Annotated in this window: 26 protein-coding genes; 11 read left to right on the forward strand and 15 right to left on the reverse strand. The window is 56.9% G+C overall.

Features of this window, described 5'->3' with window-relative positions; all coding sequences use genetic code 11:
- Nucleotides 1–12: 12 nt before the first annotated feature.
- The 4 genes from OS189_RS14710 to OS189_RS14725 all read right to left on the reverse strand — a co-directional run bounded on the left by OS189_RS14710 (nt 13) and on the right by OS189_RS14725 (nt 3163).
- Entirely contained in the window at nt 13–1452 is a 1440-nt protein-coding gene (locus tag OS189_RS14710) for a type II and III secretion system protein family protein (RefSeq protein ID WP_267168087.1), read from the reverse strand.
- Between the two features lie 216 nt (nt 1453–1668).
- Nucleotides 1669–2517, reverse strand: a complete 849-nt coding sequence (gene cpaB / locus OS189_RS14715; RefSeq protein WP_267168088.1) for a Flp pilus assembly protein CpaB — start codon at nt 2515–2517, stop codon at nt 1669–1671.
- A 124-nt stretch (nt 2518–2641) separates the two neighbouring features.
- The gene (locus tag OS189_RS14720) at nt 2642–2905 is read right to left on the reverse strand and encodes a Flp family type IVb pilin (protein WP_323380236.1); all 264 of its coding nucleotides are present in this window, start codon (nt 2903–2905) and stop codon (nt 2642–2644) included.
- Between the two features lie 51 nt (nt 2906–2956).
- Nucleotides 2957–3163 (reverse strand): Flp family type IVb pilin, encoded by a 207-nt coding sequence (locus tag OS189_RS14725; RefSeq protein WP_267168089.1) that lies wholly within the window; start codon nt 3161–3163, stop codon nt 2957–2959.
- 368 nt (nt 3164–3531) lie between these two features.
- On the opposite strand from OS189_RS14725, the gene OS189_RS14730 reads away from it, so the two are divergent.
- Nucleotides 3532–4347 (forward strand): lytic transglycosylase domain-containing protein, encoded by an 816-nt coding sequence (locus tag OS189_RS14730; protein ID WP_267168141.1) that lies wholly within the window; start codon nt 3532–3534, stop codon nt 4345–4347.
- An 8-nt stretch (nt 4348–4355) separates the two neighbouring features.
- On the opposite strand, the gene OS189_RS14735 is transcribed toward OS189_RS14730, so the two are convergent.
- The 7 genes from OS189_RS14735 to tldD form a co-directional block, all read right to left on the reverse strand.
- Nucleotides 4356–4979, reverse strand: coding sequence for a CoA transferase subunit B (locus OS189_RS14735; protein WP_267168142.1), 624 nt, complete (start codon nt 4977–4979; stop codon nt 4356–4358).
- Nucleotides 4979–5683 carry a CoA transferase subunit A gene (locus tag OS189_RS14740; protein ID WP_267168090.1) on the reverse strand — a complete coding sequence of 235 codons (705 nt, stop codon included), beginning with the start codon at nt 5681–5683 and terminating at the stop codon, nt 4979–4981. Before OS189_RS14740 ends, OS189_RS14735 begins: the two co-directional genes overlap by 1 nt.
- A gap of 130 nt (nt 5684–5813) precedes the next feature.
- The gene (locus OS189_RS14745) at nt 5814–6380 is read right to left on the reverse strand and encodes a L,D-transpeptidase (protein ID WP_267168091.1); all 567 of its coding nucleotides are present in this window, start codon (nt 6378–6380) and stop codon (nt 5814–5816) included.
- A 136-nt stretch (nt 6381–6516) separates the two neighbouring features.
- Nucleotides 6517–9306: a type I DNA topoisomerase gene (gene topA / locus OS189_RS14750; RefSeq protein ID WP_267168092.1), complete on the reverse strand. Its 2790-nt coding sequence runs from the start codon at nt 9304–9306 to the stop codon at nt 6517–6519.
- Between the two features lie 178 nt (nt 9307–9484).
- On the reverse strand, nt 9485–10639 hold the full coding sequence (gene dprA, locus OS189_RS14755) for a DNA-processing protein DprA (protein WP_267168093.1): 1155 nt from the start codon (nt 10637–10639) through the stop codon (nt 9485–9487).
- A gap of 424 nt (nt 10640–11063) precedes the next feature.
- Entirely contained in the window at nt 11064–11216 is a 153-nt protein-coding gene (locus OS189_RS14760) for a hypothetical protein (protein WP_267168094.1), read from the reverse strand.
- A complete protein-coding gene (gene tldD / locus OS189_RS14765) occupies nt 11213–12634 on the reverse strand; it encodes a metalloprotease TldD (protein WP_267168095.1) in 1422 nt (473 codons plus the stop codon). Before tldD ends, OS189_RS14760 begins: the two co-directional genes overlap by 4 nt.
- A gap of 165 nt (nt 12635–12799) precedes the next feature.
- On the opposite strand from tldD, the gene coxB reads away from it, so the two are divergent.
- The 10 genes from coxB to OS189_RS14815 all read left to right on the forward strand — a co-directional run bounded on the left by coxB (nt 12800) and on the right by OS189_RS14815 (nt 21845).
- Entirely contained in the window at nt 12800–13696 is an 897-nt protein-coding gene (gene coxB, locus OS189_RS14770) for a cytochrome c oxidase subunit II (RefSeq protein ID WP_267168096.1), read from the forward strand.
- A 107-nt stretch (nt 13697–13803) separates the two neighbouring features.
- Nucleotides 13804–14742, forward strand: a complete 939-nt coding sequence (gene cyoE / locus OS189_RS14775; RefSeq protein WP_267168097.1) for a heme o synthase — start codon at nt 13804–13806, stop codon at nt 14740–14742.
- Nucleotides 14739–14933, forward strand: coding sequence for a cytochrome c oxidase system small membrane protein (locus OS189_RS14780; RefSeq protein ID WP_267168098.1), 195 nt, complete (start codon nt 14739–14741; stop codon nt 14931–14933). Before cyoE ends, OS189_RS14780 begins: the two co-directional genes overlap by 4 nt.
- A complete protein-coding gene (locus tag OS189_RS14785) occupies nt 14933–15508 on the forward strand; it encodes a cytochrome c oxidase assembly protein (protein ID WP_267168099.1) in 576 nt (191 codons plus the stop codon). The genes OS189_RS14780 and OS189_RS14785 overlap by 1 nt, the downstream gene beginning before the upstream one ends.
- Before the next feature lie 25 nt (nt 15509–15533).
- Nucleotides 15534–16343: a cytochrome c oxidase subunit 3 gene (locus OS189_RS14790; RefSeq protein WP_267168100.1), complete on the forward strand. Its 810-nt coding sequence runs from the start codon at nt 15534–15536 to the stop codon at nt 16341–16343.
- Between the two features lie 95 nt (nt 16344–16438).
- Entirely contained in the window at nt 16439–17119 is a 681-nt protein-coding gene (locus tag OS189_RS14795) for an SURF1 family protein (RefSeq protein WP_267168101.1), read from the forward strand.
- A gap of 3 nt (nt 17120–17122) precedes the next feature.
- A complete protein-coding gene (gene thrC, locus OS189_RS14800; protein WP_267168102.1) occupies nt 17123–18511 on the forward strand; it encodes a threonine synthase in 1389 nt (462 codons plus the stop codon).
- Complete coding sequence (locus OS189_RS14805) at nt 18508–19770, forward strand: M16 family metallopeptidase (RefSeq protein ID WP_267168103.1); 1263 nt, start codon at nt 18508–18510, stop codon at nt 19768–19770. The genes thrC and OS189_RS14805 overlap by 4 nt, the downstream gene beginning before the upstream one ends.
- Nucleotides 19770–20354 (forward strand): GNAT family N-acetyltransferase, encoded by a 585-nt coding sequence (locus tag OS189_RS14810; RefSeq protein ID WP_267168104.1) that lies wholly within the window; start codon nt 19770–19772, stop codon nt 20352–20354. Before OS189_RS14805 ends, OS189_RS14810 begins: the two co-directional genes overlap by 1 nt.
- Before the next feature lie 72 nt (nt 20355–20426).
- A complete protein-coding gene (locus OS189_RS14815) occupies nt 20427–21845 on the forward strand; it encodes an FAD-binding oxidoreductase (RefSeq protein WP_267168105.1) in 1419 nt (472 codons plus the stop codon).
- Nucleotides 21846–21926: 81 nt separating this feature from the next.
- On the opposite strand, the gene OS189_RS14820 is transcribed toward OS189_RS14815, so the two are convergent.
- From OS189_RS14820 to OS189_RS14835, 4 genes are all read right to left on the reverse strand, one after another.
- Nucleotides 21927–22457, reverse strand: a complete 531-nt coding sequence (locus OS189_RS14820; protein ID WP_267168106.1) for an adenine phosphoribosyltransferase — start codon at nt 22455–22457, stop codon at nt 21927–21929.
- Nucleotides 22454–23083: a LysE family translocator gene (locus OS189_RS14825; protein WP_267168107.1), complete on the reverse strand. Its 630-nt coding sequence runs from the start codon at nt 23081–23083 to the stop codon at nt 22454–22456. Before OS189_RS14825 ends, OS189_RS14820 begins: the two co-directional genes overlap by 4 nt.
- Nucleotides 23084–23092: 9 nt before the next feature.
- Nucleotides 23093–23353 (reverse strand): hypothetical protein, encoded by a 261-nt coding sequence (locus OS189_RS14830; RefSeq protein WP_267168108.1) that lies wholly within the window; start codon nt 23351–23353, stop codon nt 23093–23095.
- A 398-nt stretch (nt 23354–23751) separates the two neighbouring features.
- Nucleotides 23752–24624, reverse strand: coding sequence for an S-methyl-5'-thioadenosine phosphorylase (locus OS189_RS14835; RefSeq protein ID WP_267168109.1), 873 nt, complete (start codon nt 24622–24624; stop codon nt 23752–23754).
- Nucleotides 24625–24693 lie beyond the last annotated feature (69 nt).

The raw sequence follows: 24693 nt of genomic DNA on the forward strand, positions 1-24693 counted from the left end.
CTTTGCATTTTCTTAGTCCAGTACATAGCCATATGACCCGGTAAAGTCCTGCTTGGCAACCTCGCCTGCAGCACCTTTTTTAGGCGTGCGTGTTCCGGCGGCGGTGCGACCAAACATAAACAGGTCTTTTTCCGTGGGCGGTTTGATGCGATCGGTTGGCAGGGTCAATGCCTCGCCGCGGGTGGGCGTGACAAGGTGCGAACTGATGATGATGACCAGCTCGGTCTGGCTGCGCTGGTAATTGGCAGAGCGGAAGAGGGCGCCCAATACCGGAACATCGCCGATCCATGGCAGTTGCGACGAATTGTCGGTGAAATCGTCCTGCAACAATCCGGCAATGGCAAAGCTTTCGCCGTCGCGCATTTCTACGGTTGTGGATGTTTCGCGCCGGGAGAAAGCCGCGACAGAAAACCCGCCGTTGAGCGTGATGCCGTTGGCCGGATCGATGGCTGAAACAGCAGCCTTCAGTTCGAGGTTGATCAGGTCTTTATCCACAACGCGCGGAATAAACGACAGTTCGACGCCGAAAGGCTTGAACTCAATAGCAGTTCCGCCATCATCCTGCGCAATTGGAATGGGGTATTCACCACCGGCAAGAAATTTTGCTTCCTGACCTGACAGCGCAACAAGGTTGGGCTCTGCAAGGAAACGCACAACGCCTTTTTGCTCTAGCGCCTCAAGAAGGATGCCGACCTGTGTGGAGCCTGCATTAAAGCCGAACAAGATCGCGCCGGTGTTTGTGTTTGCGCCCGGCAGCTCGCCTGCGATCGCGCTTGTACTGCCGCCATTGGTGGTAAGGGTGCCGCTACCTGCGCGCACACCCAGATCGCTACCGATACCACCGCTCAGCGATAGGGACGAACTGAGGGATTTTGAAACAGAACGCTGCATTTCTGCGAAGCGGACTTTCAGCATAACCTGCTGAATGCCGCCAACGCTCATCAAATTCGACACGCGCTCGGGTGCATAGCGTTCGGCCAATTCAAGAGCACGGGAAAGTTTCTGCGCCGAGGATACAATGCCGGAAAGAACGATGCCGTCATTTGCAGAGCGCACTTCGATTTTCTCGCCCGGCAGAATCTGACGCAGGCGTTCCTTGAATTCCGAAAGATCGGGGGTGACGACCACATCGATATTCGTGATCAGGCGACCGGCCGCATCAAACAACGTCATGGTTGTAGTGCCAGGGGATTTGCCCAACACGTAAATTGTGCGATCCGAAAGCGAAGACAGGTCCGCAATGCCGGGATTGGCGATGCTGAGCTCTGCAAAAGGTGTATCGCTTTCGACAACAATCGCACGGTTCAGTGGTACCTGAAGCCGTGAGCTGGTGCCACTTTTCACCACCCGTAAGTTGTCGGCACTGACAGCCGTGGGGGCGGTCACTGCGTACGCGGAAACACTTAGCGTTAACCCCAGAAGGGCTGCTTTAATAAATCTATCGATTTTCATGTGACCTGCCTTTTTGATCACGCCTCAAAATAGGGTCTTTTTGCCCGTCGTTTGGATAACACTGGGGCAATTCGAAATTTTTTGCAAGAATCAATGCGTTCAGGGGGGCTATTGCTGTGGATAAATGGCAACAGACCGCGAACGCACAACGCCGCCCCGTTGAGGAGCGGCGTTTGGTTTTGAGTTGTTTATCAGTTATTTTCGCTGATTGCGCGGTTAGTTCGTGCAGGGAATGGGCAGGTTGACGACCTCGGCACCGCGGCGTGTGCGAATGGTGCAAACCTTTTCCTGTTCGGGCGCGGGAGCCTGAACCGTTTCGGCAATGCCCAGCAGATCGCGCTGGTTTACTTCGATATTGCTGGCAATCACAACGTCATCACCGACACCTACCAGCGACAGGGACAACCGGCCGGTTGATTGCGCTTGGGCAAGGGATGCAACCTGATTGGGGCTTACCGCCACGGTGACAGTCCGGGCGATCTGCGCCCCTTCAACATCGCCGGCACGCTGGTCAACAGCAATAAGGGGAACTGTTGCTTCGATCAGCTTCGTGATCTCTGCGTTTGACTGGCCACCGGCACGACCTGTCCAGTAAACATCGACACGGTCGCCAGGGCGCAGAAAGCCCGATACACCTGAGGACACATCGACCTTGATCGCAAAGGCACGCATGCCAGGCTCAAGTCTTGAGGTAAGTCCGGCATCTTCACCCGGTTTTGTGACCTTCACTTCAAGCAAGGCTTCGTCTTTTTCAATCGGCCGCAAAACAACGCGCAACTGGTCCGTTGTTTCGGGGAAGATGGTTGCAATATCTTTAAAATGGCCTTCGGGCAGGGCCGCGACAGGGAAATCGACGGCGCGGACATCTTCTTTCGTCAGCTTCTCACCGTATTTCATGGCGCGATTCACGACAAAGATGCTCTTTGTCGGAACAATTTTTGCTTTCGCCGCTTCTGCGTGGGCGATTGCGGTTTTGTATTGGCCAATCTGACCTTTTGCCAGGTACACAGCGCCGCCAGCCAACGCGATGCCTACCAACAGCACGAGTCCAAAAATCATACGCATTTTGTGTTCCTCATTTGTTAAATACCAATGAATAGCTTGCCGGACCAATCCGGCTGACCATCATTGTATCGCCGGATTGTGGCATCATTGCATCGCCCGCAGGGTGACTTAATGCCGGTCGGCTTTACTGGTTCGGGTTACGAAGCTGATCATGATCTGTTTCTATCAGAAACACACCAACAGCATCCGCCATTTCGTTGCTGCCATCTTGAATGGCCAGATAAGCGGAGATGGTGACGATAATGATAGCTGCGGTCAGGACGACCCAGTCTACCGTAACCGCGCCTTCTTCGTCGTTTATGAATGCGTGGGCTTTTTTGATCATCTTGGCACTCTTGTTGTTATGCGCCGGAGTTACCGGAAGGGGGAAGGCAGTAGGGGGCTGCATTCCATGCAGAACGCAGCCCCCTTGCAATAGTTCTGACAAAGTCAGAAAAACTTATTCTGTAACGCTACCGAAGCCAGCGGTACCAACAGTCTGCGCGCCAAGGAAGGTTGCTGTCTGTGCTGTCATATTGTCGGAACCGGTTTTGATGGAGCCATAGGCAGCAATCGCCAGACCAACAACCGCAGCTGTCAGAACAACCCAGTCTACTGTTACTGCGCCGTCTTCGTCATTGCGGAAGTTTTTTACGAATTTCATCATGTTAATATCCCTCCAAAGGATTTTTAGGTTTTAGGTTTCAACCCTGCCTTGCTGTGTGGCCCGCTCTCATTCAGGCCTGCTTGACTTGGTATGACCCTATATAGCTGTATGATTGGGGCATGAATTTGGCGGCAAATACGGCTTTTGCACTATCTGCCGATTATTTTACTAAAAATTAGCCAAGGCGCTGTATTGTTTGTGTTTTTTGTCGAAAAGGTTTTCTGATCTAATATTGGCTGCGGCGTAAACACCCCAATTGCGGCAAAATCGCCATGATTGGGCGCCTCATTTACTGGATTGCGCAGTGTTTTTGCGCGATGTTGGTGGAAAAAGCAGTCATATAACCGAAGGCAGGCACCATGAAATCTATGTTTCCGGCGTTAATAGTGTGCGCAGGCGTATCGTTCGCCCTTGCCGGCACACCGTTACGGGCAGATTCTCCGCCTGCGTTCCCCGATTTCAAACCCAAATTTGTAAAACCACCCAAATCGGGCGCGCGAAAGCGGGTAAATGTTAAAATTAACCGCCCTTCACCTTCGGTACCCCCCGATCCCGTCGTAGCCGCGGCACCATCGGGCGCGGTGACACGGCCGAAAGCAGGACAATATGACTGGTTCTGGGCGAAAATTTCGCCCGATGCATCTGAATCGGGGCCGGGGCGGCTTGAAATGGCGATGACAACCCTGTCGGGCGGGACATCACGGGTTCCGGCACCGCGCCTGCAACACATGCAAGACATCGCAAAACTGCACGGCATTGATATTCTGCGATCAACCATCGGGACGAAAGTATCGCCCGCGCTGGCGCTGGCGGTAATATCTGTTGAATCATCCGGGCGAACGGATGCAGTCAGCAGTGCGGGGGCGCAGGGGTTGATGCAATTGATGCCCGATACGGCCAGCCGGTTTGGCGTGACAGACAGCACCGTTCCCGAACAAAACATCGCAGGCGGTATCAAATATCTCGATTGGCTGATGGGAGAGTTCAGCAATGATCCGATTCTGGTGCTGGCGGGATATAACGCGGGCGAGGGATCGGTTCGCAAACATTCCGGGGTGCCGCCGTTTGCCGAAACCCGTGATTACGTACCCAAGGTGCTTGCCGCGTTTCAGGTGGCTAAAGGGCTATGTAAAACGCCGCCCGAGTTGATCTCGGACGGCTGCGTGTTTGCTTCGATGAAATAAAGTCGAGGTTAGACGATTGTTGCCTCGGTTGCGGCGCGCAGTTCTTCTTCTGTGACGCCTTCTGCACATTCAACGATGCGCAAGCCACCTTCGACCACATCCAGCACACCCATGTTGGTGATGATGCGATCAACGACGCCTTTACCTGTCAGTGGCAAAGTGCATTCCTTCAGCACTTTGCTTTCGCCATGCTTGTTGGCGTGATCCATAACAACGATCACGCGGCCCACACCGGCCACCAGATCCATCGCGCCGCCCATGCCTTTGACCAACTTGCCCGGAATCATCCAGTTCGCCAGATCGCCGTTTTCGGCGACCTCCATTGCGCCCAGAATCGCCGCGGCAATCTTGCCACCACGGATCATGGCAAAGGAGGTCGCTGAATCAAAATAGGCTGTGCGGTTCAGCTCGGTGATGGTTTGTTTGCCCGCGTTGATCAGATCCGGGTCTTCATCGCCCTCGAACGGGAAGGGGCCCATGCCGAGCATACCGTTTTCCGATTGCAGCGTGATATCCTTGTCGCCCACATAGTTTGCCACCAGCGTCGGAATGCCGATGCCGAGGTTCACATACATGCCGTCTTCAAGCTCTTGCGCGGCGCGTGCCGCCATTTGGTTGCGATCCCACATGATTATGCTTCCTCACGTTTACGGGTTGTACGCTGTTCAATGCGCTTTTCATGCTCGCCCTGAATGATGCGGTGCACATAGATGCCGGGCAGGTGGATATTATCGGGGTCAAGGCTGCCTGTCGGTACAATCTCTTCCACTTCGACAATGCAGACTTTGCCGCACATGGCGGCTGGCGGGTTAAAGTTGCGCGCGGTCTTGCGGAAGATCAGGTTGCCTGTCTCGTCTGCTTTCCATGCCTTCACAATGGCCAGATCAGCAAAAATACCTTCTTCAAGGATGTAATCCTGCCCGTTCCAGCTTTTCACGTCTTTGCCTTCGGCAATAACAGTTCCAACGCCGGTTTTTGTGTAAAAACCGGGGATGCCGGCACCCCCTGCGCGCATCCGCTCTGCCAGCGTTCCCTGCGGCGTGAACTCAAGCTCAAGCTCGCCACTGAGATACTGGCGCATGAACTCGGCGTTTTCACCCACATAGGAGGAGATCATTTTCTTGACTTGCTTTGTCTGCAACAGGATGCCGATGCCGAAATCGTCAACGCCTGCGTTGTTGGAGGCGAAAGTAAGGTCTTTCGCACCGTTTTCTTTAATTGCCTGCAGCAGCAGTTCGGGAATCCCGCACAGGCCAAATCCGCCTGATGCGATGAGCATACCGTCGGTGAGAACCCCCTCAAGGGCCTCTGCGGCGCTACCGTAGATTTTTTTCATGAAATAAAGCTCCCCTGATCATAGAAGTTGTCAGGTCTGTTGTGACCTTAGGGAAGGGGGGTGTCAATATGATGCTGCGGCGCGGCGAGATTGCCGCAGCATCAGTTATTTCAGTATTTTTGAGCGTGTATCAGAACAGGCGGACCTGTGTTCCGATTTCGACCATTGCGAACAGTTCTTCGATCTTGTGGTTATACAGACCGATACAACCGTCAGATGACTGGCGCCCGATTTTGCGCGTGTCGTGGGTGCCGTGAATCAGATAGGCAGGCCATGACAGGTACATCGCATGGGTGCCAAGCGGGTTGCCGGGGCCGGGTGGCATATATTTCAACGTCGGATCACGTTCCATCATGGAGGCGGTCGGCGTCCAGTCGGGTCCAACACGTTTACGCACAATCTCGGTATAGCCGCGCTTGGTCAGCTCGTCGGTACGGGGTACTGACGTGGGATAGATATTATAGGTTTTTCCGTCCCCGCTCCAAAAGTGCAGGGCGCGCGATTTGATATCGGACACAATCGCGCCTTTGCCCAGTTCGTCAAAATGGTCCTGCCAGCGCTGTGGGCTAAAGCTCATTATGTTGTGACGGTGGGTTTTGACTACGGGGGCTTCTTGTGCCAGCACCAGTGACGGGGTGGCAAGTGCGGCGCCAGATGCAATCATCATATGGCGACGGGAAAATTTCATTCCTGACATGACTCTGCTTTCTTTAGTTTTGTTTCCAAATCTAAATATAAGAGCTTTTGAATGTATTAAAGGGGCCAAACCGGAAGTGACGCGAATGTTATCACGATGTGACAAACCCCGCGCAGGTGCGCGGGGGTCACTGCCGCTAATCGGCCTTTTTAGCAGCAGCTTTCTCTGCCGGTGCTTTCTTAGCTGCCGTTTTTGACGCGCTCGCCTTCTTTGCCGGCGCTTTCTTCTTCGCGGCAGCCGCCTTCTTCGGCGCTGCCTTCTTTTTCGGGGCCGGTTTTTTCTTGCCCGTCTTTTCAGCGCGCTCGTCGATCAGGTGAACGGCTTGGTCTATGGTGATGTCTTCCGGCTCGATCGTGTCGGGAATGGTCGCGTTGATCTTCTCCCATTTCACGTAGGGGCCGTATTTCCCCTTCATCACGTTTACCGGACCCCCGGCAGTGGGGTGTTCGCCCAACTCGCGCAGGGGGGCTGCGGCCACGCCGCGCTTCCCGCGGGAAGCAACTTTTTCAGCCAGCAACTGCACAGCACGGTTCATTCCGACGGTGAAAACTTCGTCGATCCCTTCAAGGTTGGCATTCGTGCCACCACGGTCCGACGTGCTGGGCGCGTGTTTTAGATACGGGCCATAGCGCCCGATGTTGGCCCAGACCATGATGCCATCTTCGGGGTGTGGCCCGATTTCACGCGGCAGAGAGAGCAGCATCACGGCGCGCTCCAGATCCAGTTCTTCTGGTGCCCAGTCTTTGGGAATCGACTGGCGCGGCGGTTTTTTGTTTTCCTCGGTCACGTCGCCGCGCTGGACGTAGGGGCCAAAACGCCCCTTGAACACGCGGATTTCGTCGCCGTTGTCTTCGCCCAGCAGTTTCCCCTCCGGCGGGATAGCGGATGCCTCTGCCTCGGGGGTGGGGGGGCCGAAGGGGCGGGTATAACGACATTCAGGGTAGTTCGAGCAGCCGATGAATGCGCCGCCGGAACGGGCAGTGCGCATGCTGAGACGCCCGATCTCACAGTTGGGGCACAGGCGCGGGTCACTTCCGTCCTCTTTTTCGGGGAAGAGGTGGGGGGCCAGCACATCGTTGATCTTTTCCAACACTTCGGTGATGCGCAGATCGGATGTTTCGGCAATCGCTGCGGAAAAATCTTCCCAGAACCTGCTGAGCACCTTCTTGTATTCCGCATCCCCTGCCGAAACCTTGTCCAGCTGGTCTTCAAGATCGGCGGTGAAATCATATCCGACATAGCGGCGGAAATAGTTTTCAAGGAAGGCGGTAACCAGACGGCCTTTGTCTTCGGGGATCAGGCGCTGGCCCTCGCGGCGCACATAGCCACGATCCTGAATAGTGGTGACAATGCTGGCGTAGGTTGACGGGCGGCCGATGCCGAGCTCTTCCATACGTTTGACAAGAGTTGCTTCGGTGTAGCGCGGGGGCGGTTGGGTGAAATGCTGCGCGCCCAGAACCGCATCTTTTTCGGCCAGCACCGCACCTGATTTGCGCTGCATACCGGATGCACCCTTGTCGCCAGCGTCAATCAGGTCTTCGTCGCCCACACCCGCTGCTTTGGCAAATTCCTCATGATAGCGCGCAGCGGCGGCTTTTTTCAGCGCGTCCCCTTGAGCAATCTGTGGCAGGCGTTTTTCATCATCATCCGCCACATCATCGCGGCCTTCCTCGTATACCTTGAGAAATCCGTCGAACAACACGACCTGACCAGTTGCACGCAACGAAACCTGCTTGTCTTTCGAGGACACCTCAGCCGTTGTCCGCTCCATCCGCGCGCTTGCCATCTGGCAGGCCAGCGTGCGTTTCCAGATCAGATCATAAAGCTTGCGCTGGTCACTATCCATCAGCTTCAGCGCATCGGCATCTTTCGACATTTCGGTTGGGCGGATACATTCGTGCGCTTCCTGCGCATTTTTCGCCTTGTTTTTATAAACACGGGGCTTTTCGGGGATGTATTTATTGCCGTAGCGGTCCGTGATGGCGTCACGCGCCATTTGTACGGCCTCGGGGGCCATGTCGATACCGTCTGTCCGCATGTAGGTAATGTGACCCGCTTCATACAAACGCTGCGCGGTGCTCATCGTCTGGCGCGCGCCCATGCCGAATTTGCGGCTGGCCTCTTGCTGCAAGGTTGATGTCATAAACGGGGCCGAAGGGTTTCGCGACGCGGGTTTGGCTTCGACGGAAGAAACGCTCAGATCGCGGCTGGACACGGCCTGCACGGCCATTTCGGCTTTGGTCGTGTCATCGATATCGAATTTGTCGAGCTTTTTGCCTGCAAGTTCGGTCAGCCGCACCTCGAACTCCTGGCCGGAGGGGGTGGCCAGAAGAGCCTTTACGCTCCAGTATTCGCGGGGGCGGAACGCTTCGATCTCCATTTCACGCTCGGTGATCAGGCGGAGGGTGACCGATTGCACACGACCGGCAGATTTTGCGCCGGGCAGTTTGCGCCACAAAACAGGGCTGAGGTTGAACCCGACAAGATAATCAAGCGCGCGGCGGGCAAGGTACGCCTCCACCAGTGGCATATCTACTTGACGCGGGTTTTTCATCGCCTCAGTTACGGCAGCTTTGGTGATCGCGTTGAACACAACCCGGCTGACAGGCGTGTCCTTCTTGATCGACTTACGCGCTGTCAGCGCTTCCTGCAAATGCCAGCTGATCGCCTCGCCTTCGCGATCGGGGTCGGTTGCGAGGATCAGTTCGTTGTCCAGCTTCAGCGCGTCTGCAATCGCTTTGACATGCTTTTTGGAGCCGCTGTCAATTTCCCACAGCATCTCGAAATCGTTGTCGGTATCAACCGATCCGTTCTTTGGCGGCAGATCACGGACGTGGCCATAAGACGCGAGAACTGTGAAATTGTCACCAAGGTATTTGTTAATCGTCTTGGCCTTGGCGGGAGATTCGACAACGACTACTGGCATGCAATTAGGGTCCTTCGACGGAGTGTTTGGCGGCGTCTACGGTCTTTGACATGTGGGATGCAAGGGGGCATTGTCAATGCAGGCCGGTATTTGACAATGCGCAGACCATGCCGGAAATGCTACGTTTCAGGGCAGTTTAGCCATTGCGGTCAGCAATTTTCGGGGTTGATCGGCCCTGTCACTGGCGCGACAAAAGCCCGCCTGCGCTGCGTCTGACCTTGCCGTCCATCTCAAGCTCGACAAGGGCCGGTGTCATCGCGGCGGAACTGATTTGCAGATCGCGGATCAGTTGATCTTCTGCAACCGGGGAGGGGCCAAGCCGTTGCAGGATGGACAGGTGCAGGCTGGCCGTTTCGCGCAGGCTGCGTTTTGGTTTGGGCGGAACCGGCTTCGATGTGGGTGCGGCGATGGGACGTTCCGGCGCTTCTTCGTGAAGGGGGCCGAGGGCCTCGATGATATCGCTGGCATTGCGCACCAATGTAGCACCATCACGTATGAGTATATTGCAGCCTGCGGCGCGCGCATCAAACGGATGGCCCGGAACAGCGAGCACATCACGCCCCTGATCCAGCGCATCGCGCGCTGTGATCAGGCTGCCCGAACGGGCTGCCGCTTCTACCACCACCGTGGCGCGGGCAAGGCCGGAAATGATCCGGTTGCGTCTGGGAAAGTGCCGCGCAGTCGGTTGCAGACCGATCGGTTGTTCGGACAGGCGCAGGCCCTGTTTTGCGATATCCTGCGCAAGAGCGGTATTTTCGGCAGGATACATTATATCCACGCCACCGGCCTGCACTGCAATCGTGCCAAAGGGTAAGGCAGCCAGATGTGCCGCCGCATCAACCCCGCGGGCAAGTCCGGACACCACGACAAATCCCGCTTCACCCAGATCATGGGCAAGGGTGCGCGCCATTCGGGTGCCCAACGAGGATGCATTGCGTGCACCGACAAGGGCGATGACGGGCCGCGCGAACAGCGCAGGATCGCCCAAAAGCCAAAGAAAAGGCGGTGCATCGTCAAGTTCGGCCAGCGCGGCGGGGTAATCGGGGTGATCCATATGCAGCAGCTTTGCCCCGATCGCGTGGGCCGCGCGCAATTCCGCACGGATTACGCCTTCGGGACAAATTTCGTATCCGGTAACGCCCGCGGCGCGCGCCACCTCGGGCAGCGCGGCCAGCGCGTTTTGCGCAGTGCCGTGTTCAGTCAGCAATCGTTTATACGTGGCAATACCAACCCGGCGCGAGCGCAACAGACGGAGACGGGCAAACTGTTCGTCTTCCTGGGTGGGTGGGAGTGGGGGGTGAGTGGAAGAAGGATTGGTGTTCCTGTCAGTCATTCCCGTCGCTCCGTCTGTTGCTGGAATCAGGTATAGCTAGAGGTGGTTAACAGGGAGTGAATCATATAGGGGCAATTCGGTTCAATGGGCGTTTGGCTGCGCTGAGCATGGCTTTATCGCGGTGGGGCGCCTGACGCGTAGAATGACCCAAAATACAAATGAACCGATTGCGCCGTGCACCATAAGAAAAGATAGCCGCTGCCAGCCTGTCACTGAACAAATTCCTGAAATGGCAACAAGAACAAGCCCGCGCAGGCCGCACCGATCAGGGCTGTAAAGGCCCATCCGCCAAATCCGTTTTTTTTGCGGCAAACAGGGTGCAAATCGCACCGACTATGACACCGGGCCAAATCACGGATGTGCTGATAAACAACAAAGCGCCGTACAATTGAGGATACATATTTACCGCGCGCGATACGTCAATCTACTCAAGCACAAGACCCACGACTATCAACGCCAATCCAAGCGGCGGCATCGCGCAGATCATCGCGAAACCCGCCAATAGCACGTCGCCAACTGACAGCGATTTGGCTGCGTTGCGGTCGTTCGCCCATATCGGCAGCGGCAACCGTCTCACGCCGCCGCACCGCCAATCGTCAGCCCGCCGATCATCAAGGTTGGCTGTCCCACGCCCACAGGCACCCACTGGCCCTGCTTGCCGCAATTGCCCATGCCGGGATCAAGGCTCGGGTCATTCCCAATGGCGCGGATGTGCTTCAACGCTGTTGCGCCGTCTCCGATCAGGGTGGCGCCTTTGACAGGTGCGCCGACGATGCCGTTTTCCACGCGGTAGGCCTCGGTGCAGGAGAACACGAATTTACCGTTGGTGATGTCCACCTGACCGCCGCCGAATCCTACGGCGTAGATACCGTCCTTGAGGCCTGCCACGATGTCCCCGGGGCTCGTATCGCCGCCTAGCATATAGGTGTTGGTCATGCGCGGCATGGGAATGTGGGCAAAGCTCTGTCGGCGTCCGTTGCCGGTGCTTTTGACGCCCATCAAGCGCGCATTCTGGCGGTCCTGCATATAGCCGACCAATTTGCCGTCCTCGATCAGCACGTTTTTGGCGCTGGGCGTGCCTTCGTCATCGACCGAGATGGAGCCGCGGCGGTCGGGGATGGTGCCATCATCCAGCACGGTCACCCCTTTGGCGGCGATCTGCTGGCCCATCAGACCTGCAAAGGCGGAGGTGCCTTTACGGTTGAAATCACCCTCAAGCCCGTGACCGATAGCTTCGTGCAGCAGGATACCGGGCCAGCCGGGGCCAAGCACCACGTCCATCCCGCCAGCCGGCGCAGGAACTGCCTTGAGATTTACCAGGGCGATCCGCAATGCCTCGCGCGCCTTGCCCTGCCAATCATCAGCGGCGAGCATTCCGTCGAGCGCGATGCGTCCGCCACCACCTGCGGTGCCGCTTTCGCGGCGGCCTTCATGTTCAACGATGACAGACACATTCACCCGCGTCATCGGGCGGATATCACGAACCGAACTGCCCTCGGGACGCAGAATTTCGACTTCCTGAATGGAGGCCGCGATAGAAGCGCTGACCTGAACCACACGCGGATCGAGACTGCGGCAGAAATCGTCAATCTCGCGCAGGGTTTCTACCTTTACCGCGAATGCGGCGCCAGCGATGGGGTCTTCATCGGTGTAGAGCTTTTTGTTGGTGCCATCGGGAGCGTCTGCCCATGTCCCACCCCCGTCACCCACAGCCAGACGCGCGGTTTGCGCAGCACGGCGCAATGCGGCTTCCGATATCTCGGTGGAGTGGGCGTATCCCGCGACCTCACCACGTACCGCACGCAGGCCGAAACCTGTCGCCGCGTCATAATTTGCGGTTTTCAGCCGGCCGTCGTCAAAGACCAACCCTTCCGAGCGACGGCGTTCGAAGAACAGCTCGCCATCATCGGCCCCAGCTACTGCCTCGCGCAGGACTTTCAGGGCGGTGTCGCGATCAAGACTGTCGTCAAACGGCGAAAAGGGGGTGTCGGCCATGGGGTGTACTCCGTAAGGTGGGGAAAGGCGCATCGTGTCTATATGACGCAAGCATAGGACTTTCTTTCGTATCCAGAATATGATTGTAAGGCGCAAGATTACAACGGCAGGGGGAGTTCCTGTGCGTTTTCGACAACCAGGGTCAAGAATATCAGGACGAAAATGATGACAAAGCACCTCACACTTGCCGGTCTTTTGGCTGGCTTTACAAGCCTACCTGCATGGGCGCAAAGCGTTGATCCTCAAGGACTTGAGATCATCGGCGTGCCGGTGGACGGCAAGATGGGCTTCCAGCCCGCCGTGACCGAACTGGCGATTGACCAGCAATGGCTGGATGGAATGATTCTGGTGATCATCACCGTGATCACTCTGTTTGTGACCGCCCTGATCCTCTGGGTCGCGTTCCGCTACAACGCGAAACGTAACCCGACACCTGCTTCGTTTACACATCACACGCCGGTCGAAATCGCGTGGACAGTGGTGCCGATTCTGGTTCTGGTCGCGATTGGTGCATGGTCCTTGCCCATCCTGTTCCGCCAGCAGGAAATTCCTGTTGCTGACGTTACGATCAAGGCGATCGGTAACCAATGGTACTGGTCATACGAGTACGTTGACGAGGATTTCGGTTTTGACAGCTACATGATCGGCGCACCGGCACTGGGCGGCGAAAACGTAAAAACGCCCGAGGTGGTCGCGCAGCTGGAAGAGGCGGGATACACCGAAAGCGAATGGTTGCTGGCCACCGATACGGCGGTTGTTGTGCCTGTGAACAAAACAATCGTGGTGCAGGTAACTGGGTCCGACGTGATCCACGCATGGACGATCCCGGCCTTCGGCGTGAAGCAGGATGCGGTTCCGGGACGTCTGGCAGAGCTTTGGTTCAGCGCTGAGAAAGAAGGCGTGTACTTTGGTCAGTGTTCTGAGCTTTGCGGTCAAGCACATGCTTACATGCCGATCACTGTAAAAGTCGTCTCCGAGGAGGCTTATGCAGAATGGCTGGGCCGTGCGAAGGAAGAATACGCAGGTATTCCGCAAACACGGACCTTTGCATCTGCTGACTGATATCTCTGGCGGGGTGCAAATGCCCCCCGCCCACAAAACCCTGACGCCGCCGCGCATGACCCTGCGCTGCGGCCTCGCTACATGAATTGCCATGGGATTCAGATACAATGACTGACGTGACAAATGCACAATCTTTTGACGCAGATCCGCAGTTCGGTGATTATTACGCCCTGCTGAAGCCTCGGGTTATGCAGCTGGTGGTGTTTACTGCCCTTGTGGGGATGCTGGCCGCGCCTGTTTCGGTCAATCCGGTCGTCGGCTTTGCGTCTATCCTGTTTCTTGCCATTGGTGCGGGAGCATCCGGTGCTTTGAACATGTGGTGGGATGCGGATATTGATGCGGTGATGAAGCGCACAGTGAACCGGCCCGTTCCGGCGGGGAAGGTGACAGCACAATCCGCGCTGTATCTGGGTGCCGCGCTGTCCGGCCTATCGGTGATGATGCTTTCGCTTAGCGCGAACCTGCTGGCCGGATTCATGCTGGCCTTCACAATTTTCTTTTATGTTGTGCCCTATACGATGTGGCTCAAACGCTCGACCCCGCAGAACATCGTTATCGGCGGCGCCGCCGGTGCGTTTCCGCCCGTGATCGGTTGGACGATAGCAACCGGAACACTTGCGTTCGAACCATGGTTGATGTTCGCTTTGATCTTTATGTGGACACCGCCGCATTTCTGGGCGCTGGCGCTGTTCATGCGCAACGACTACGACGATGCCAAGGTGCCAATGCTAACGGTAACCCATGGCCGTCGGGCCACGCGCAATCATATTCTAGGCTACACTATTGTACTGGCGGTTCTGGCCGTGGGAACGGCATTCAGCGCGATTGGCGGCTGGGTGTATCTGGTGACTGCGCTGGTTCTGAACGGATTGTTCCTGAAAGGCGCCTTTGAGATTTGGCGGCGCGACGAGGACATGTCGGAAGCCGATAACTTCGCCACCGAGCGCAAGTTCTTCCGCCTGTCGCTCTGGTATCTGTTTGCCCATTTCGTCGCGATTCTTGTAGAGGCGGCTTTGTCGTCCTTCGGAATGGGAGCATGGGGATGAGCCTGCGCCCGGAACACGAACTGCACAGCCGCCGCAAAAGCCTGAACATCGGTGTCGGGATTTTGCTGGGCGCATTTGTATTATTGGTGATGGTCCTGACCTTCACCAAAATCACCTCGACTGATTTCCGTATTCCCGCTTCGCAGGCGAACGGGGTAGGGGAGCAGCAGAACACAGGAGGCACAGACTGATGGCGCTTTCAGGTCCACAGAAAACTGTTTTTCAAACTGTTGGCGTGGTTGTGATGATGGGGGGCCTCGCTTGGGCGTCTGTCCCGTTTTATGATTGGTTCTGTCGTGTAACCGGATTTGGCGGTGTTCCGGGCGTTTCGGCGGTAGCATCTGATGACGTGCTAGAGCAGACGGTCAAAATCCGCTTTGACGGGTCGCTCAACAACCACATGGGCTGGGAGTTCAAACCCGTCCAGCGTGAAATGGAAGTACGTATCGGCGAAACCGGGCTGGCCTTTTACGAGGCTTACAACCCGACCAGCCGACCGATTGCGGGTCAGGCATCGTACAACGTGACGCCTTATCAGGCAGGGGCGTTTTTCCAGAAGATCGACTGCTTCTGCTTCGAAGAGCAGGTACTCGCCCCCGGGGAGCGGGTTCAGATGCCCGTCAGCTTTTATGTTGACCCCGAAATTGTTGATGATCGTGAAGGTCAGTATATACATACCATCACGCTGTCATATACATTCTACGAAATTGATTTGCCGGAAGGGTATGCCGCCCTTGAAACAGATCAGCCAACCGACTTGAACTAAACACAAGGACACAGGAACGCGCGCCATGGCCCACGCAAAAAATCACGATTATCATATTCTAGCCCCCTCCATCTGGCCACTGCTCAGCTCGCTGTTTGCATTTGTCATGCTGACGGGCGGTGTTCTCTGGATGCACTCGATCACGCCGTTTGTTTTTCTGATCGGTCTTGCAGGTACGCTGTACTGCATGTTCGGCTGGTGGTCCGAGGTTGTTGACGAAAGCAAAATCGGCGATCACACAAAGGTAGTGCAGATCGGTCTGCGCTATGGCTTTATCCTGTTCATCATGTCCGAAGTGATGTTCTTTGTTGCGTGGTTCTGGGGCTTTTTTAAACAAGCGCTGTATCCGATGAATGAATACGTCGGTTCCACTTATGTGCCATCGGAAGTTTATCAGGTTGATGCCTTTCACCTGCCACTGATCAACACGCTTATCTTGCTGTTGTCAGGTTGTGCTGTGACTTGGGCACACCACGCGCTGGTGCATGGCAACAACCGTGCAGACCTCAAGAACGGCCTGCTGATCGCGGTGGTTCTGGGTGTGCTGTTTACCTTTTTGCAGGGTTATGAATATTCGCATGTATTGCATCAAGGTTGGGAATTTGGCGGAGAGATGTTCTACTCCAACTTCTTCATGGCCACAGGATTTCATGGCTTTCACGTGATCATCGGTACGATCTTCCTTTTTGTATGCTATTTGCGCGCGCGCGCGGGCCACTTTACACCCGAACGCCACGTCGGTTTCGAGGCCGCCGCATGGTACTGGCACTTTGTCGATGTTGTATGGCTGTTCCTTTTCTTCGCTGTCTACATCTGGGGCATTCCTGCAAACTAAGCACGGGCTTGCACCTTTAGCGACACAGGCTAAAACACACGCGCGGGGCAGGGCCTCGCGCGTTTTTGTTACCGACCACTCTTATTGGAGCCGTCATGCGCCGCAGTCTTTTCCTTGTTGTCATTGGTGCCGGTGGTGCAGCGATTCTGCTGTGGCTTGGCATCTGGCAGGTGCAGCGGCTTGATTGGAAACTGGGCGTGATTGCAGATATCGATGCGCGGATAGAGGCGGCTCCGGTCACGATCCCGGATACGCCCGATCGTGAGGACGATTCATACCTGCCGGTAACGGTCACAGGGCAAATCGCGCCGGCCTATCTGCGTGTGCTGGTCAGCCAGAAAGACATCGGCGCGGGATATCGTATTATTTCCGCCCTTGAAACGGGCGAGCGGCGTGTTCTGCTTGATCGCGGCTTCGTGCCTGTGGCGCTGGGTGATATCCCCGCGCATGCAGACACCGTGACCGTTCAGGGAAATCTGCAATGGCCGCAGGAAACCGACAGTTTCACACCGGCACCGGATCTGGAGGATAACATTTGGTTCGCCCGTGATGTTGATGCCATGGCCAAGGCGCTGGACACCGATCCGGTTCTTGTTGTGGCGCGGCAAACCTCCTTCGATGATGCGCCTGTCAGCCCTCTGCCTGTTGACACCAGCGCGATTCCAAACGACCACCTGCAATATGCCATCACGTGGTTTTCGCTTGCTGCGATCTGGGTGGCGATGTCACTGGCCTTTATCTTGCGCGCCCGTCGCGCCCCAACCTCTGCGAGCTAACCCATGCGCTATATCTCTACCCGCGGCACTGCCCCGACTCTAAGCTTCGAGGAAGCGATGCTGACTGGGCTTGCCCGTGACGGTGGCTTGTATGTGCCCGAAACCATTCCGCAGCTTAGCCGTGATGAGATCGCCGCGATGACGGGGCAGTCTTACGAAGATGTTGCCTTTACCGTGATGCGCCCCTTTATTGGCGATACGTTCACCGATGCAGAATTTCGCGATCTGATCGCCAAAGCCTATGCAGATTTCGGTCACGACAGCCGCGCACCGCTCAAGGAGTTGGCCCCAAACCATTTTCTGTTGGAGCTTTTCCACGGTCCGACGCTGGCGTTCAAGGATTTTGCAATGCAACTGATCGGCCAGATGTTCCAGCTTGCGCTGGGGCGGAAAGGCGAACGGGTCACAATCGTCGGCGCAACTTCGGGCGATACCGGATCGGCGGCGATTGAGGCGTTTCGCGGTTTGGACAATGTGGATGTTGTTATCCTTTATCCCCATGGCCGGGTGTCCGATGTGCAGCGCCGCCAGATGACAACACCTTCCGAAAGCAACGTACATGCGCTGGCCGTAGATGGCGATTTCGACGACTGCCAAGCGCGCCTGAAAGATATGTTCAACGATTTCGAATTCCGCGACGGTGTGAAGCTGGCGGGGGTAAACTCGATCAACTGGGGCCGTGTGCTGGCGCAAGTGGTGTATTACTTCACATCCGCCGTGTCGCTGGGCGCACCGGATCGCCGCATCAGCTTTACCGTGCCGACGGGTAACTTCGGTGACATTTTCGCAGGCTACATTGCAAAGCAGATGGGCTTGCCGATTGACCAGCTGGTTGTTGCAACCAACCAGAACGATATTCTGCACCGCTGCCTGTCTGGGCAGGGCTATCACAAGGATGCGGTTCACCCCTCTATCAGCCCGTCGATGGATATTCAGGTGTCTTCAAATTTCGAACGTGCGCTGTTTGATGCCTATAACCGCGATGGCAATGCCGTGGCGCAGCTGATGGCCGAACTGGCGGAGGGCGGGTTTGATGTCTCCCAAGGGGCGGCACAGGCGCTATCGGAACATTACACATCCGGCCGCGCCTCCGAAGATGAGACATCCGCCACCATCAAGGATACGCTGGCGCGCAGCGGAGAGCTGTTGTGCCCGCATTCCGCTGTGGGCGTGAAGGTTGCCAACGAAATGCGCGATCCGGCCACGCCGATGATCACACTTGCCACGGCGCACCCCGCCAAATTCCCCGACGCGGTAGAGGCGGCCACGGGTATCCGCCCGCCACTGCCTGCGCGTATGGCCGACCTTTTTGAGCGCCCCGAGCGTTTGACACGCGTGCCAAACGAGCTCGAAGCGCTCAAGACCCAGATTAAAGGACTGATTGCTCAGTGACACTGCAAACGCACCGCCTTTCAAACGGCTTTCGCATCGTGACAGAACATATGCCGGGCCTTGCCTCTGCCTCTATCGGGGTGTGGGTGGGGGCAGGTGGCCGCCACGAGACACCTGCGCAAAACGGCATCGCCCACTTTCTGGAGCATATGGCGTTCAAGGGCACCAAAACTCGCACCGCTTTGCAAATCGCAGAAGCGATCGAAGATGTGGGCGGCTATATAAACGCGTACACCTCGCGCGAGGTGACAGCCTACTACGTGCGCGTTCTGGAAAATGATGTGCCGCTGGGGCTTGAGGTGATTGCCGATATCCTCCGCAATCCGGTGATGGACGATGCGGAAATCGAGGTAGAGCGCGGCGTGATCCTGCAAGAAATCGGTCAGGCGCTCGACACGCCCGACGATGTGATTTTTGATTGGTTGCAGGAGCAGGCATACCCCGACCAGCCAATCGGGCGCACAATTCTTGGCCCGTCAGAGCGGGTTTCGAACTTTAGCCGTGCGGACCTAAACGGTTTCATCGACCAGCACTACGGACCCGAGCAGATGATTCTGTCAGCGGCCGGTGCGGTGGATCATGATGCCCTTGTGGCGATGGCGGAAAACCTGTTTGGCGATATGGCGGCCAAACCTGTGGTTCCGGCGCTGGCCGGCGTGTTTACAGGGGGTGAACACCGGCAGGTCAAAGAGCTTGAGCAGGCGCATTTCGCATTGGGTTTTGAATCGCCGGGCTACCGCGCCGATGACATCTATGTGGCACAAATTTATGCCTCGGCGCTTGGTGGTGGTATGTCATCGCGTCTGTTTCAGGAAGTACGCGAAAACCGTGGGCTGTGCTATACGATCTTCGCCCAGGCGGGGGCCTATGCCGATACAGGCATGATGACTGTCTATGCCGGAACCTCCGGCGCACAGTTGCCGGAACTGGCAGGCATCACCATTGACGAGATGAAGCGTGCCGCAACCGATATGTCACCCGCCGAAGTTGCGCGCGCGCGTGCGCAGATGAAGGCTGGGCTGTTGATGGGGCTGGAAAGCCCGTCAAACCGTGCCGAACGGCTGGCGCGGCTGATCCAGATCTGGGATCGCATCCCGCCGCTAGAAGAAACCATTGCCCAGATTGATGCAGTGACCACAGGTGATGTGCGCGATTTTGCCGAACGTATGGCAGCCACCGCACCTGCCGCGCTGGCCCTCTACGGTCCTGTCGAGGGCGCGCCCACGCTGGAGGCCCTAGAGGCGCGGCGCGTCGCCTGATGCTGCTGGCGCGGCGTAAACTGAAGCTGGAAACCGAGCGCATGACATTGCGCCCGCCTGTGCATCAGGATTTCCGCCCGTGGGTGGCGCTGCGCAGTGCCAGCCGTGCGTTTCTGACCCCGTGGGAGCCTGCATGGGCGGATGATCACCTCTCCCGCAAGGCGTTTTCAAACCGCGTGTACTGGGCCAACCGCTCGATTAACGCGGGCACGGCAATGCCGCTGTTTCTGGTACGCCGTCAGGACCAGATGCTGTTGGGGGCGATAACGCTGGATAATATCCGTCGTGGTCCGGCGCTGGCCGGCACGTTGGGCTATTGGACGGGCGAGGCATTTGCGCGCCAAGGCTATATGCGCGAAGCAATTGAAACCGTTGTGCATTACGCTTTCACCCATCTTGAGCTTAGCCGGATCGAAGCGGCATGCCTGCCGGAAAACACCGCGTCGCGCCGCCTGCTGGAACGTTCGGGTTTCAAGTATGAAGGTGTTGCGCAAAGCTATCTACAAATCGACGGGCGCTGGCGCACCCACGTTCTGTATGCATGTCTGCGCAGCGACCGGCGGGGCAAGGCAACCGCCGTCTGAAGGTTGGTCTGCCGAGCCCAATCTTGTTCTCTTAGGGCTTGCATCCGCTTCGGGCGCATTAGATCAATACACATGACATACGATTTGAATCCCGCCGATGCCGCCTTTGCTGAAACCTTGCGCGCAGCGTTGCCGGATGGAACCATCGCTGACCCCTCGCAGCGCTATCTGGAAGAACCGCGTGGCCGTTACGCGGGGCAGGGTGGGGTTTTGGCCAAGCCGCGCTGTGTCGAAGATGTCGCGACCCTCATCCGCTTGGCGGCGCAAACGCGTGTAGGCGTGATCCCCTATGGTGGCGGTACGGGGTTGGTTGGCGGGCAGGTTGCACCCGATGGCGTTGCACCGCTGATTTTGTCGCTGGAACGGATGAGCGCCATTCGTGCGGTTTACCCCGATGAAAACGTGTTGGTTGCCGAAGCGGGTGCGGTTCTGGCCGATGTACAAAGCGCGGCAGAAGCCGCGCACCGTCTGTTCCCTTTGTCCCTAGCTGCGGAAGGCACTGCACGGATTGGCGGCAATCTGGCCACCAACGCCGGTGGTACGGGAGTGCTGCGGTACGGCAATGCGCGCGATTTGTGTTTGGGGTTGGAGGCGGTTCTGCCTGACGGGCAAATCTGGCACGGTTTGACGCGACTGCGCAAAAACAATACCGGCTATGATCTGCGGCACCTGCTGATCGGGGCGGAGGGGACGCTGGGTGTGATCACTGCTGCCGCGTTGAAACTGTTTGCGCGTCCTGCGCAAACCGGCACCGCATTGCTGGTGGTGGAGAGCGCCGACGCCGCGCTGAAGCTTTTGAGTGTTGCGCGCGGGCTGTTCGGTGAAATGGTCAGCGCGTTTGAACTGATCCACCGTCAGGGGTTTGATTTTCTGAGCGAAACGATGCCCGATGTGCGCCAACCCTTCACGACCCCGCCGGAATGGTGTGTCTTGATTGAATTGGGGCTGACTGCCGATATGGACCCGCAAGCTGCGCTGGAGAGCCTGTTTTCGCAGGGCGCCGAAGCCGGGCTGGTGACAGATGGACTGATCGCGCAATCCACCGCGCAGGCGCAGAGTTTCTGGACGATCCGTGAGAGCATACCCGAAGCCAACCGGCGCATCGGATCAGTGTCGAGCCATGATATCTCTGTGCCGCTGGGGGCGATCCCCGGGTTTATTGCACAGGCAGGCGAGAAGATGTCCGAGATGGGTGATTTCAGGATCAACTGCTTTGGCCATGTGGGAGACGGCAATCTGCATTACAATATTTTCCCGCAAGTTGGACGCAGCCGTCGTGAACATGAAAACCAGCGTGATGCTATAAAAGCCTGCTTGCATGATCTGGTAGATTCCCTTGGCGGTTCAATCTCGGCAGAGCATGGTGTGGGGCGGATGAAGGTTGGTGATCTGGAGAAATACGCTGATCCGGCAAAACTTTCTGCGATGCGGGCGATAAAGACGGCGTTGGATCCGCTGGGCATAATGAATCCCGGCGCTGTTTTACGCTGAGATGTTGTCCGGGGGCCAGCCCCCATCGGGCTGGAGCCCGATTCCCCCGGGATATTTATGGCCAAAAGAAATTGGGCGGTATCAATGCCCGTCGAATTCACACAATATCTGTACGTCTACTCCCATGCTTTCCAGCTTTTTCCGGCCACCGAGAGCGGGTAGGTCGATGATGAAGCTGGTGGAAACGATCTCCGCACCGAGACGCTGAAGCAATTTAATGCCTGCTTCTGCCGTTCCGCCTGTGGCGAGGAGATCATCCACGACGAGCACTTTTTCACCTGGTTTTACCGCATCGTCATGGATTTCCATTGTGGCTTCGCCGTATTCAAGTTTGTAATCTTGGCTGAGCGTCTTTCCCGGCAGTTTGCCCTTCTTGCGAATGGGCACGAAGCCGACACTGAGTTGGTGGGCGATCGCGCCACCCATGATAAAGCCACGGGCTTCAAGACCCACAACTTTGTCTATGCGCAGCCCTGCGTAAGGGTGCAGCATCTGGTCAATCGCCATGCGAAATCCGCGCGGATCGGCAAAAAGTGTGGTCACATCGCGAAACATAATGCCTTCGTGAGGGAAGTCGGGGATAGTGCGGATATAGTCACGGACAGTTTTCATGATGTGCTCCGGCGCAAGGTTGAGGTAAGAACGCCCATGGCGATCAATGCTCCCCCGCCTGCGCGGGTGATCCACGCGATGATATCAGGCTTGGCGATGAAGCGGCGCAAATGGTCGGCTGCGAGCGCATAGACCAGCGCATTTGCGGCGGCAAGTGTGACAAAAGTGGCGATCAGGATGGCAAATTGCGGCAACAGCGCCGCATCAGGGCGTATGAACTGCGGCACGAAGGCGATGAAAAACGCGATGCTTTTGGGGTTCAGCGCAGTCACCGCCGCGGCATGTGTGAAAACCTGTGGCGCTGTGATGTTATCGGTCTTTGGCATCTCCAGCCCGCCTGTGGAAGCCGAGCTGATCAGTTTTATGCCGAGGTAGACCAGATAGACGGCGCCCGCCGATTTGAGGATCGTGAACAAGGTCGCCGAGGCCAGCACCAGTGCGCCGAGCCCGGCAAGGGATGCGGTCATCGCGACCAGATCACCCAGAGCAACACCGGCGGCGGATGCTACTGCAACCGAGCGGCCTTTGGACAACGCATAGCTGAGCACGAGTAAAACGGTTGGTCCTGGAATAAGGAGCAAGGCGATAGAGGCGGCCACGAAAGTAAGCCAGAGATCAAAGGGCATAGGGTTCTTTCAGCTAGGAGGATAATGGCGGATGAGTGCGATCTTGTCCTGATCACCCAAGGCTTTCAAGCTGTTGTCGGCGTTTTGGGACAGGATAGACCGGCCGCGGTAGTGCGGATTGGCGATATCGCTCATTAACCCCAAAGCTTGGGTGATTTCTTCGAGCAAGCCGGTTTCGTACTGCCGGATGGACATGCTGCGCGACAAGCCGATAACAGCACCGTTGATTGTGCTGATTTCGACGTCCAGCGCGGTGATGGCGTTGGCCATAGTTAATCCGTCAAGGATGCTTCTGTTTGCAGTGGCAATTCTCTCGCCGCGCGCGGTGTCCGGTAGATATATTGGTATATCGGGGGCATCAGATGACAGTCGTAACGCCAAGCCCACGCCGACCTTGTTGAGGTGCTGCAAGGCGCGCACGACACTGGCTTCGGCGCGTTAAATTTCGCCTCCCAGAAACGGGGCATCGCGTTGCATGATGGCGACGCTTACCGTAGATTTTCGCCACCTGTAAAACGGCTTGGCAGAGGGGTGGCAAGACGGCGCCGCACAGGCGACATGACGGTAAAACGCATTATCATTCAGCTGGCCGACAGTTTCGACGTAATCCTAGGCCTGCGCGGAAAAGGCAGCGCAAAACCAGAGCGTAGATGCCAACCGAAGCAGCGTCAGAGCATCCGCCCCGCGACCGCGTCAAGTTTTGCCAGCACAGCTGGATCGCGCGCTTCGGGCTGGGTCATGATGGCGTATTCAAGTGCGCGGTCACAACCGTGCGGGCAAAGCGCGCGATTTGCGCCCAAAAGAGCGGGAAGACGCGCCACCAGATCGCGCGCATTGGCAGCGTTGCCCTGCAATGTCCTGATGATCTCGGTCACATCGACCTCACCGTGATCGGGGTGCCAGCTGTCATAATCGGTGATCATCGCAATGGATGCATAGCACAGTTCGGCCTCGCGGGCGAGTTTCGCTTCGGGCATATTGGTCATGCCGATCACATCAGCGCCCCAGCTTTCGCGGTACATTTTGCTTTCAGCCAGGGTGGAAAACTGCGGACCTTCCATAGCCAGATACGTGCCGCCACGGTGAACCGTTACGCCGGTTGCTTTCGCCGCGTCCTCGCAGGCGTCGGACAGGCGGGGGCAGGTGGGGTGTGCCACGCTTACATGGGCCACGCATCCGGTGCCGAAGAACGACTTTTCCCGCGCAAAGGTCCGGTCGATGAACTGGTCTACAATTACAAAATCCCCTGGTGCCATTGCCTCACGGAATGACCCGCAGGCCGAGACGGATATCACATCGGTACACCCCAGACGCTTGAGTGCGTCGATGTTTGCGCGGTAGGGCACTGTCGAGGGGGAGTGGATATGCCCGCGTCCGTGACGGGGAAGGAATGCCATGTCAATACCGTTCAGGCTGCCTGTCAGGATCGCATCCGAGGGCGCCCCCCATGGCGTTTCCATCGTTGTCCATTGCGCGCCTTCAAGCCCGTCGATGTCATAAATTCCGGAGCCGCCGATGATGGCAATTTTGGTGGAGTTCATGGGTTTTTCCTTTGATCGTGTTGTGGCAATGGTGGCGCTCTGGCAAAACTATTGCAACCGTACAAAAGG

The sequence above is a fragment of the Sulfitobacter sp. F26169L genome (genome assembly GCF_026410285.1).
GTDB lineage: Bacteria > Pseudomonadota > Alphaproteobacteria > Rhodobacterales > Rhodobacteraceae > Sulfitobacter.

Excerpts from the sequence above, each read along its gene's own strand:
- OS189_RS14710 (WP_267168087.1), bottom strand. The coding sequence starts at position 1,452 with ATGAAAATCGATAGATTTATTAAAGCAGCCCTTCTGGGGTTAACGCTA.
- cpaB (WP_267168088.1), bottom strand. The coding sequence starts at position 2,517 with ATGCGTATGATTTTTGGACTCGTGCTGTTGGTAGGCATCGCGTTGGCT.
- OS189_RS14720 (WP_323380236.1), bottom strand. The coding sequence starts at position 2,905 with ATGCAGCCCCCTACTGCCTTCCCCCTTCCGGTAACTCCGGCGCATAAC.
- OS189_RS14725 (WP_267168089.1), bottom strand. The coding sequence starts at position 3,163 with ATGATGAAATTCGTAAAAAACTTCCGCAATGACGAAGACGGCGCAGTA.
- OS189_RS14730 (WP_267168141.1), top strand. The coding sequence starts at position 3,532 with ATGTTTCCGGCGTTAATAGTGTGCGCAGGCGTATCGTTCGCCCTTGCC.
- OS189_RS14740 (WP_267168090.1), bottom strand. The coding sequence starts at position 5,683 with ATGAAAAAAATCTACGGTAGCGCCGCAGAGGCCCTTGAGGGGGTTCTC.
- OS189_RS14745 (WP_267168091.1), bottom strand. The coding sequence starts at position 6,380 with ATGTCAGGAATGAAATTTTCCCGTCGCCATATGATGATTGCATCTGGC.
- topA (WP_267168092.1), bottom strand. The coding sequence starts at position 9,306 with ATGCCAGTAGTCGTTGTCGAATCTCCCGCCAAGGCCAAGACGATTAAC.
- dprA (WP_267168093.1), bottom strand. The coding sequence starts at position 10,639 with ATGACTGACAGGAACACCAATCCTTCTTCCACTCACCCCCCACTCCCA.
- tldD (WP_267168095.1), bottom strand. The coding sequence starts at position 12,634 with ATGGCCGACACCCCCTTTTCGCCGTTTGACGACAGTCTTGATCGCGAC.
- coxB (WP_267168096.1), top strand. The coding sequence starts at position 12,800 with ATGACAAAGCACCTCACACTTGCCGGTCTTTTGGCTGGCTTTACAAGC.
- cyoE (WP_267168097.1), top strand. The coding sequence starts at position 13,804 with ATGACTGACGTGACAAATGCACAATCTTTTGACGCAGATCCGCAGTTC.
- OS189_RS14780 (WP_267168098.1), top strand. The coding sequence starts at position 14,739 with ATGAGCCTGCGCCCGGAACACGAACTGCACAGCCGCCGCAAAAGCCTG.
- OS189_RS14785 (WP_267168099.1), top strand. The coding sequence starts at position 14,933 with ATGGCGCTTTCAGGTCCACAGAAAACTGTTTTTCAAACTGTTGGCGTG.
- OS189_RS14790 (WP_267168100.1), top strand. The coding sequence starts at position 15,534 with ATGGCCCACGCAAAAAATCACGATTATCATATTCTAGCCCCCTCCATC.
- OS189_RS14795 (WP_267168101.1), top strand. The coding sequence starts at position 16,439 with ATGCGCCGCAGTCTTTTCCTTGTTGTCATTGGTGCCGGTGGTGCAGCG.
- thrC (WP_267168102.1), top strand. The coding sequence starts at position 17,123 with ATGCGCTATATCTCTACCCGCGGCACTGCCCCGACTCTAAGCTTCGAG.
- OS189_RS14810 (WP_267168104.1), top strand. The coding sequence starts at position 19,770 with ATGCTGCTGGCGCGGCGTAAACTGAAGCTGGAAACCGAGCGCATGACA.
- OS189_RS14815 (WP_267168105.1), top strand. The coding sequence starts at position 20,427 with ATGACATACGATTTGAATCCCGCCGATGCCGCCTTTGCTGAAACCTTG.
- OS189_RS14820 (WP_267168106.1), bottom strand. The coding sequence starts at position 22,457 with ATGAAAACTGTCCGTGACTATATCCGCACTATCCCCGACTTCCCTCAC.
- OS189_RS14825 (WP_267168107.1), bottom strand. The coding sequence starts at position 23,083 with ATGCCCTTTGATCTCTGGCTTACTTTCGTGGCCGCCTCTATCGCCTTG.
- OS189_RS14830 (WP_267168108.1), bottom strand. The coding sequence starts at position 23,353 with ATGGCCAACGCCATCACCGCGCTGGACGTCGAAATCAGCACAATCAAC.
- OS189_RS14835 (WP_267168109.1), bottom strand. The coding sequence starts at position 24,624 with ATGAACTCCACCAAAATTGCCATCATCGGCGGCTCCGGAATTTATGAC.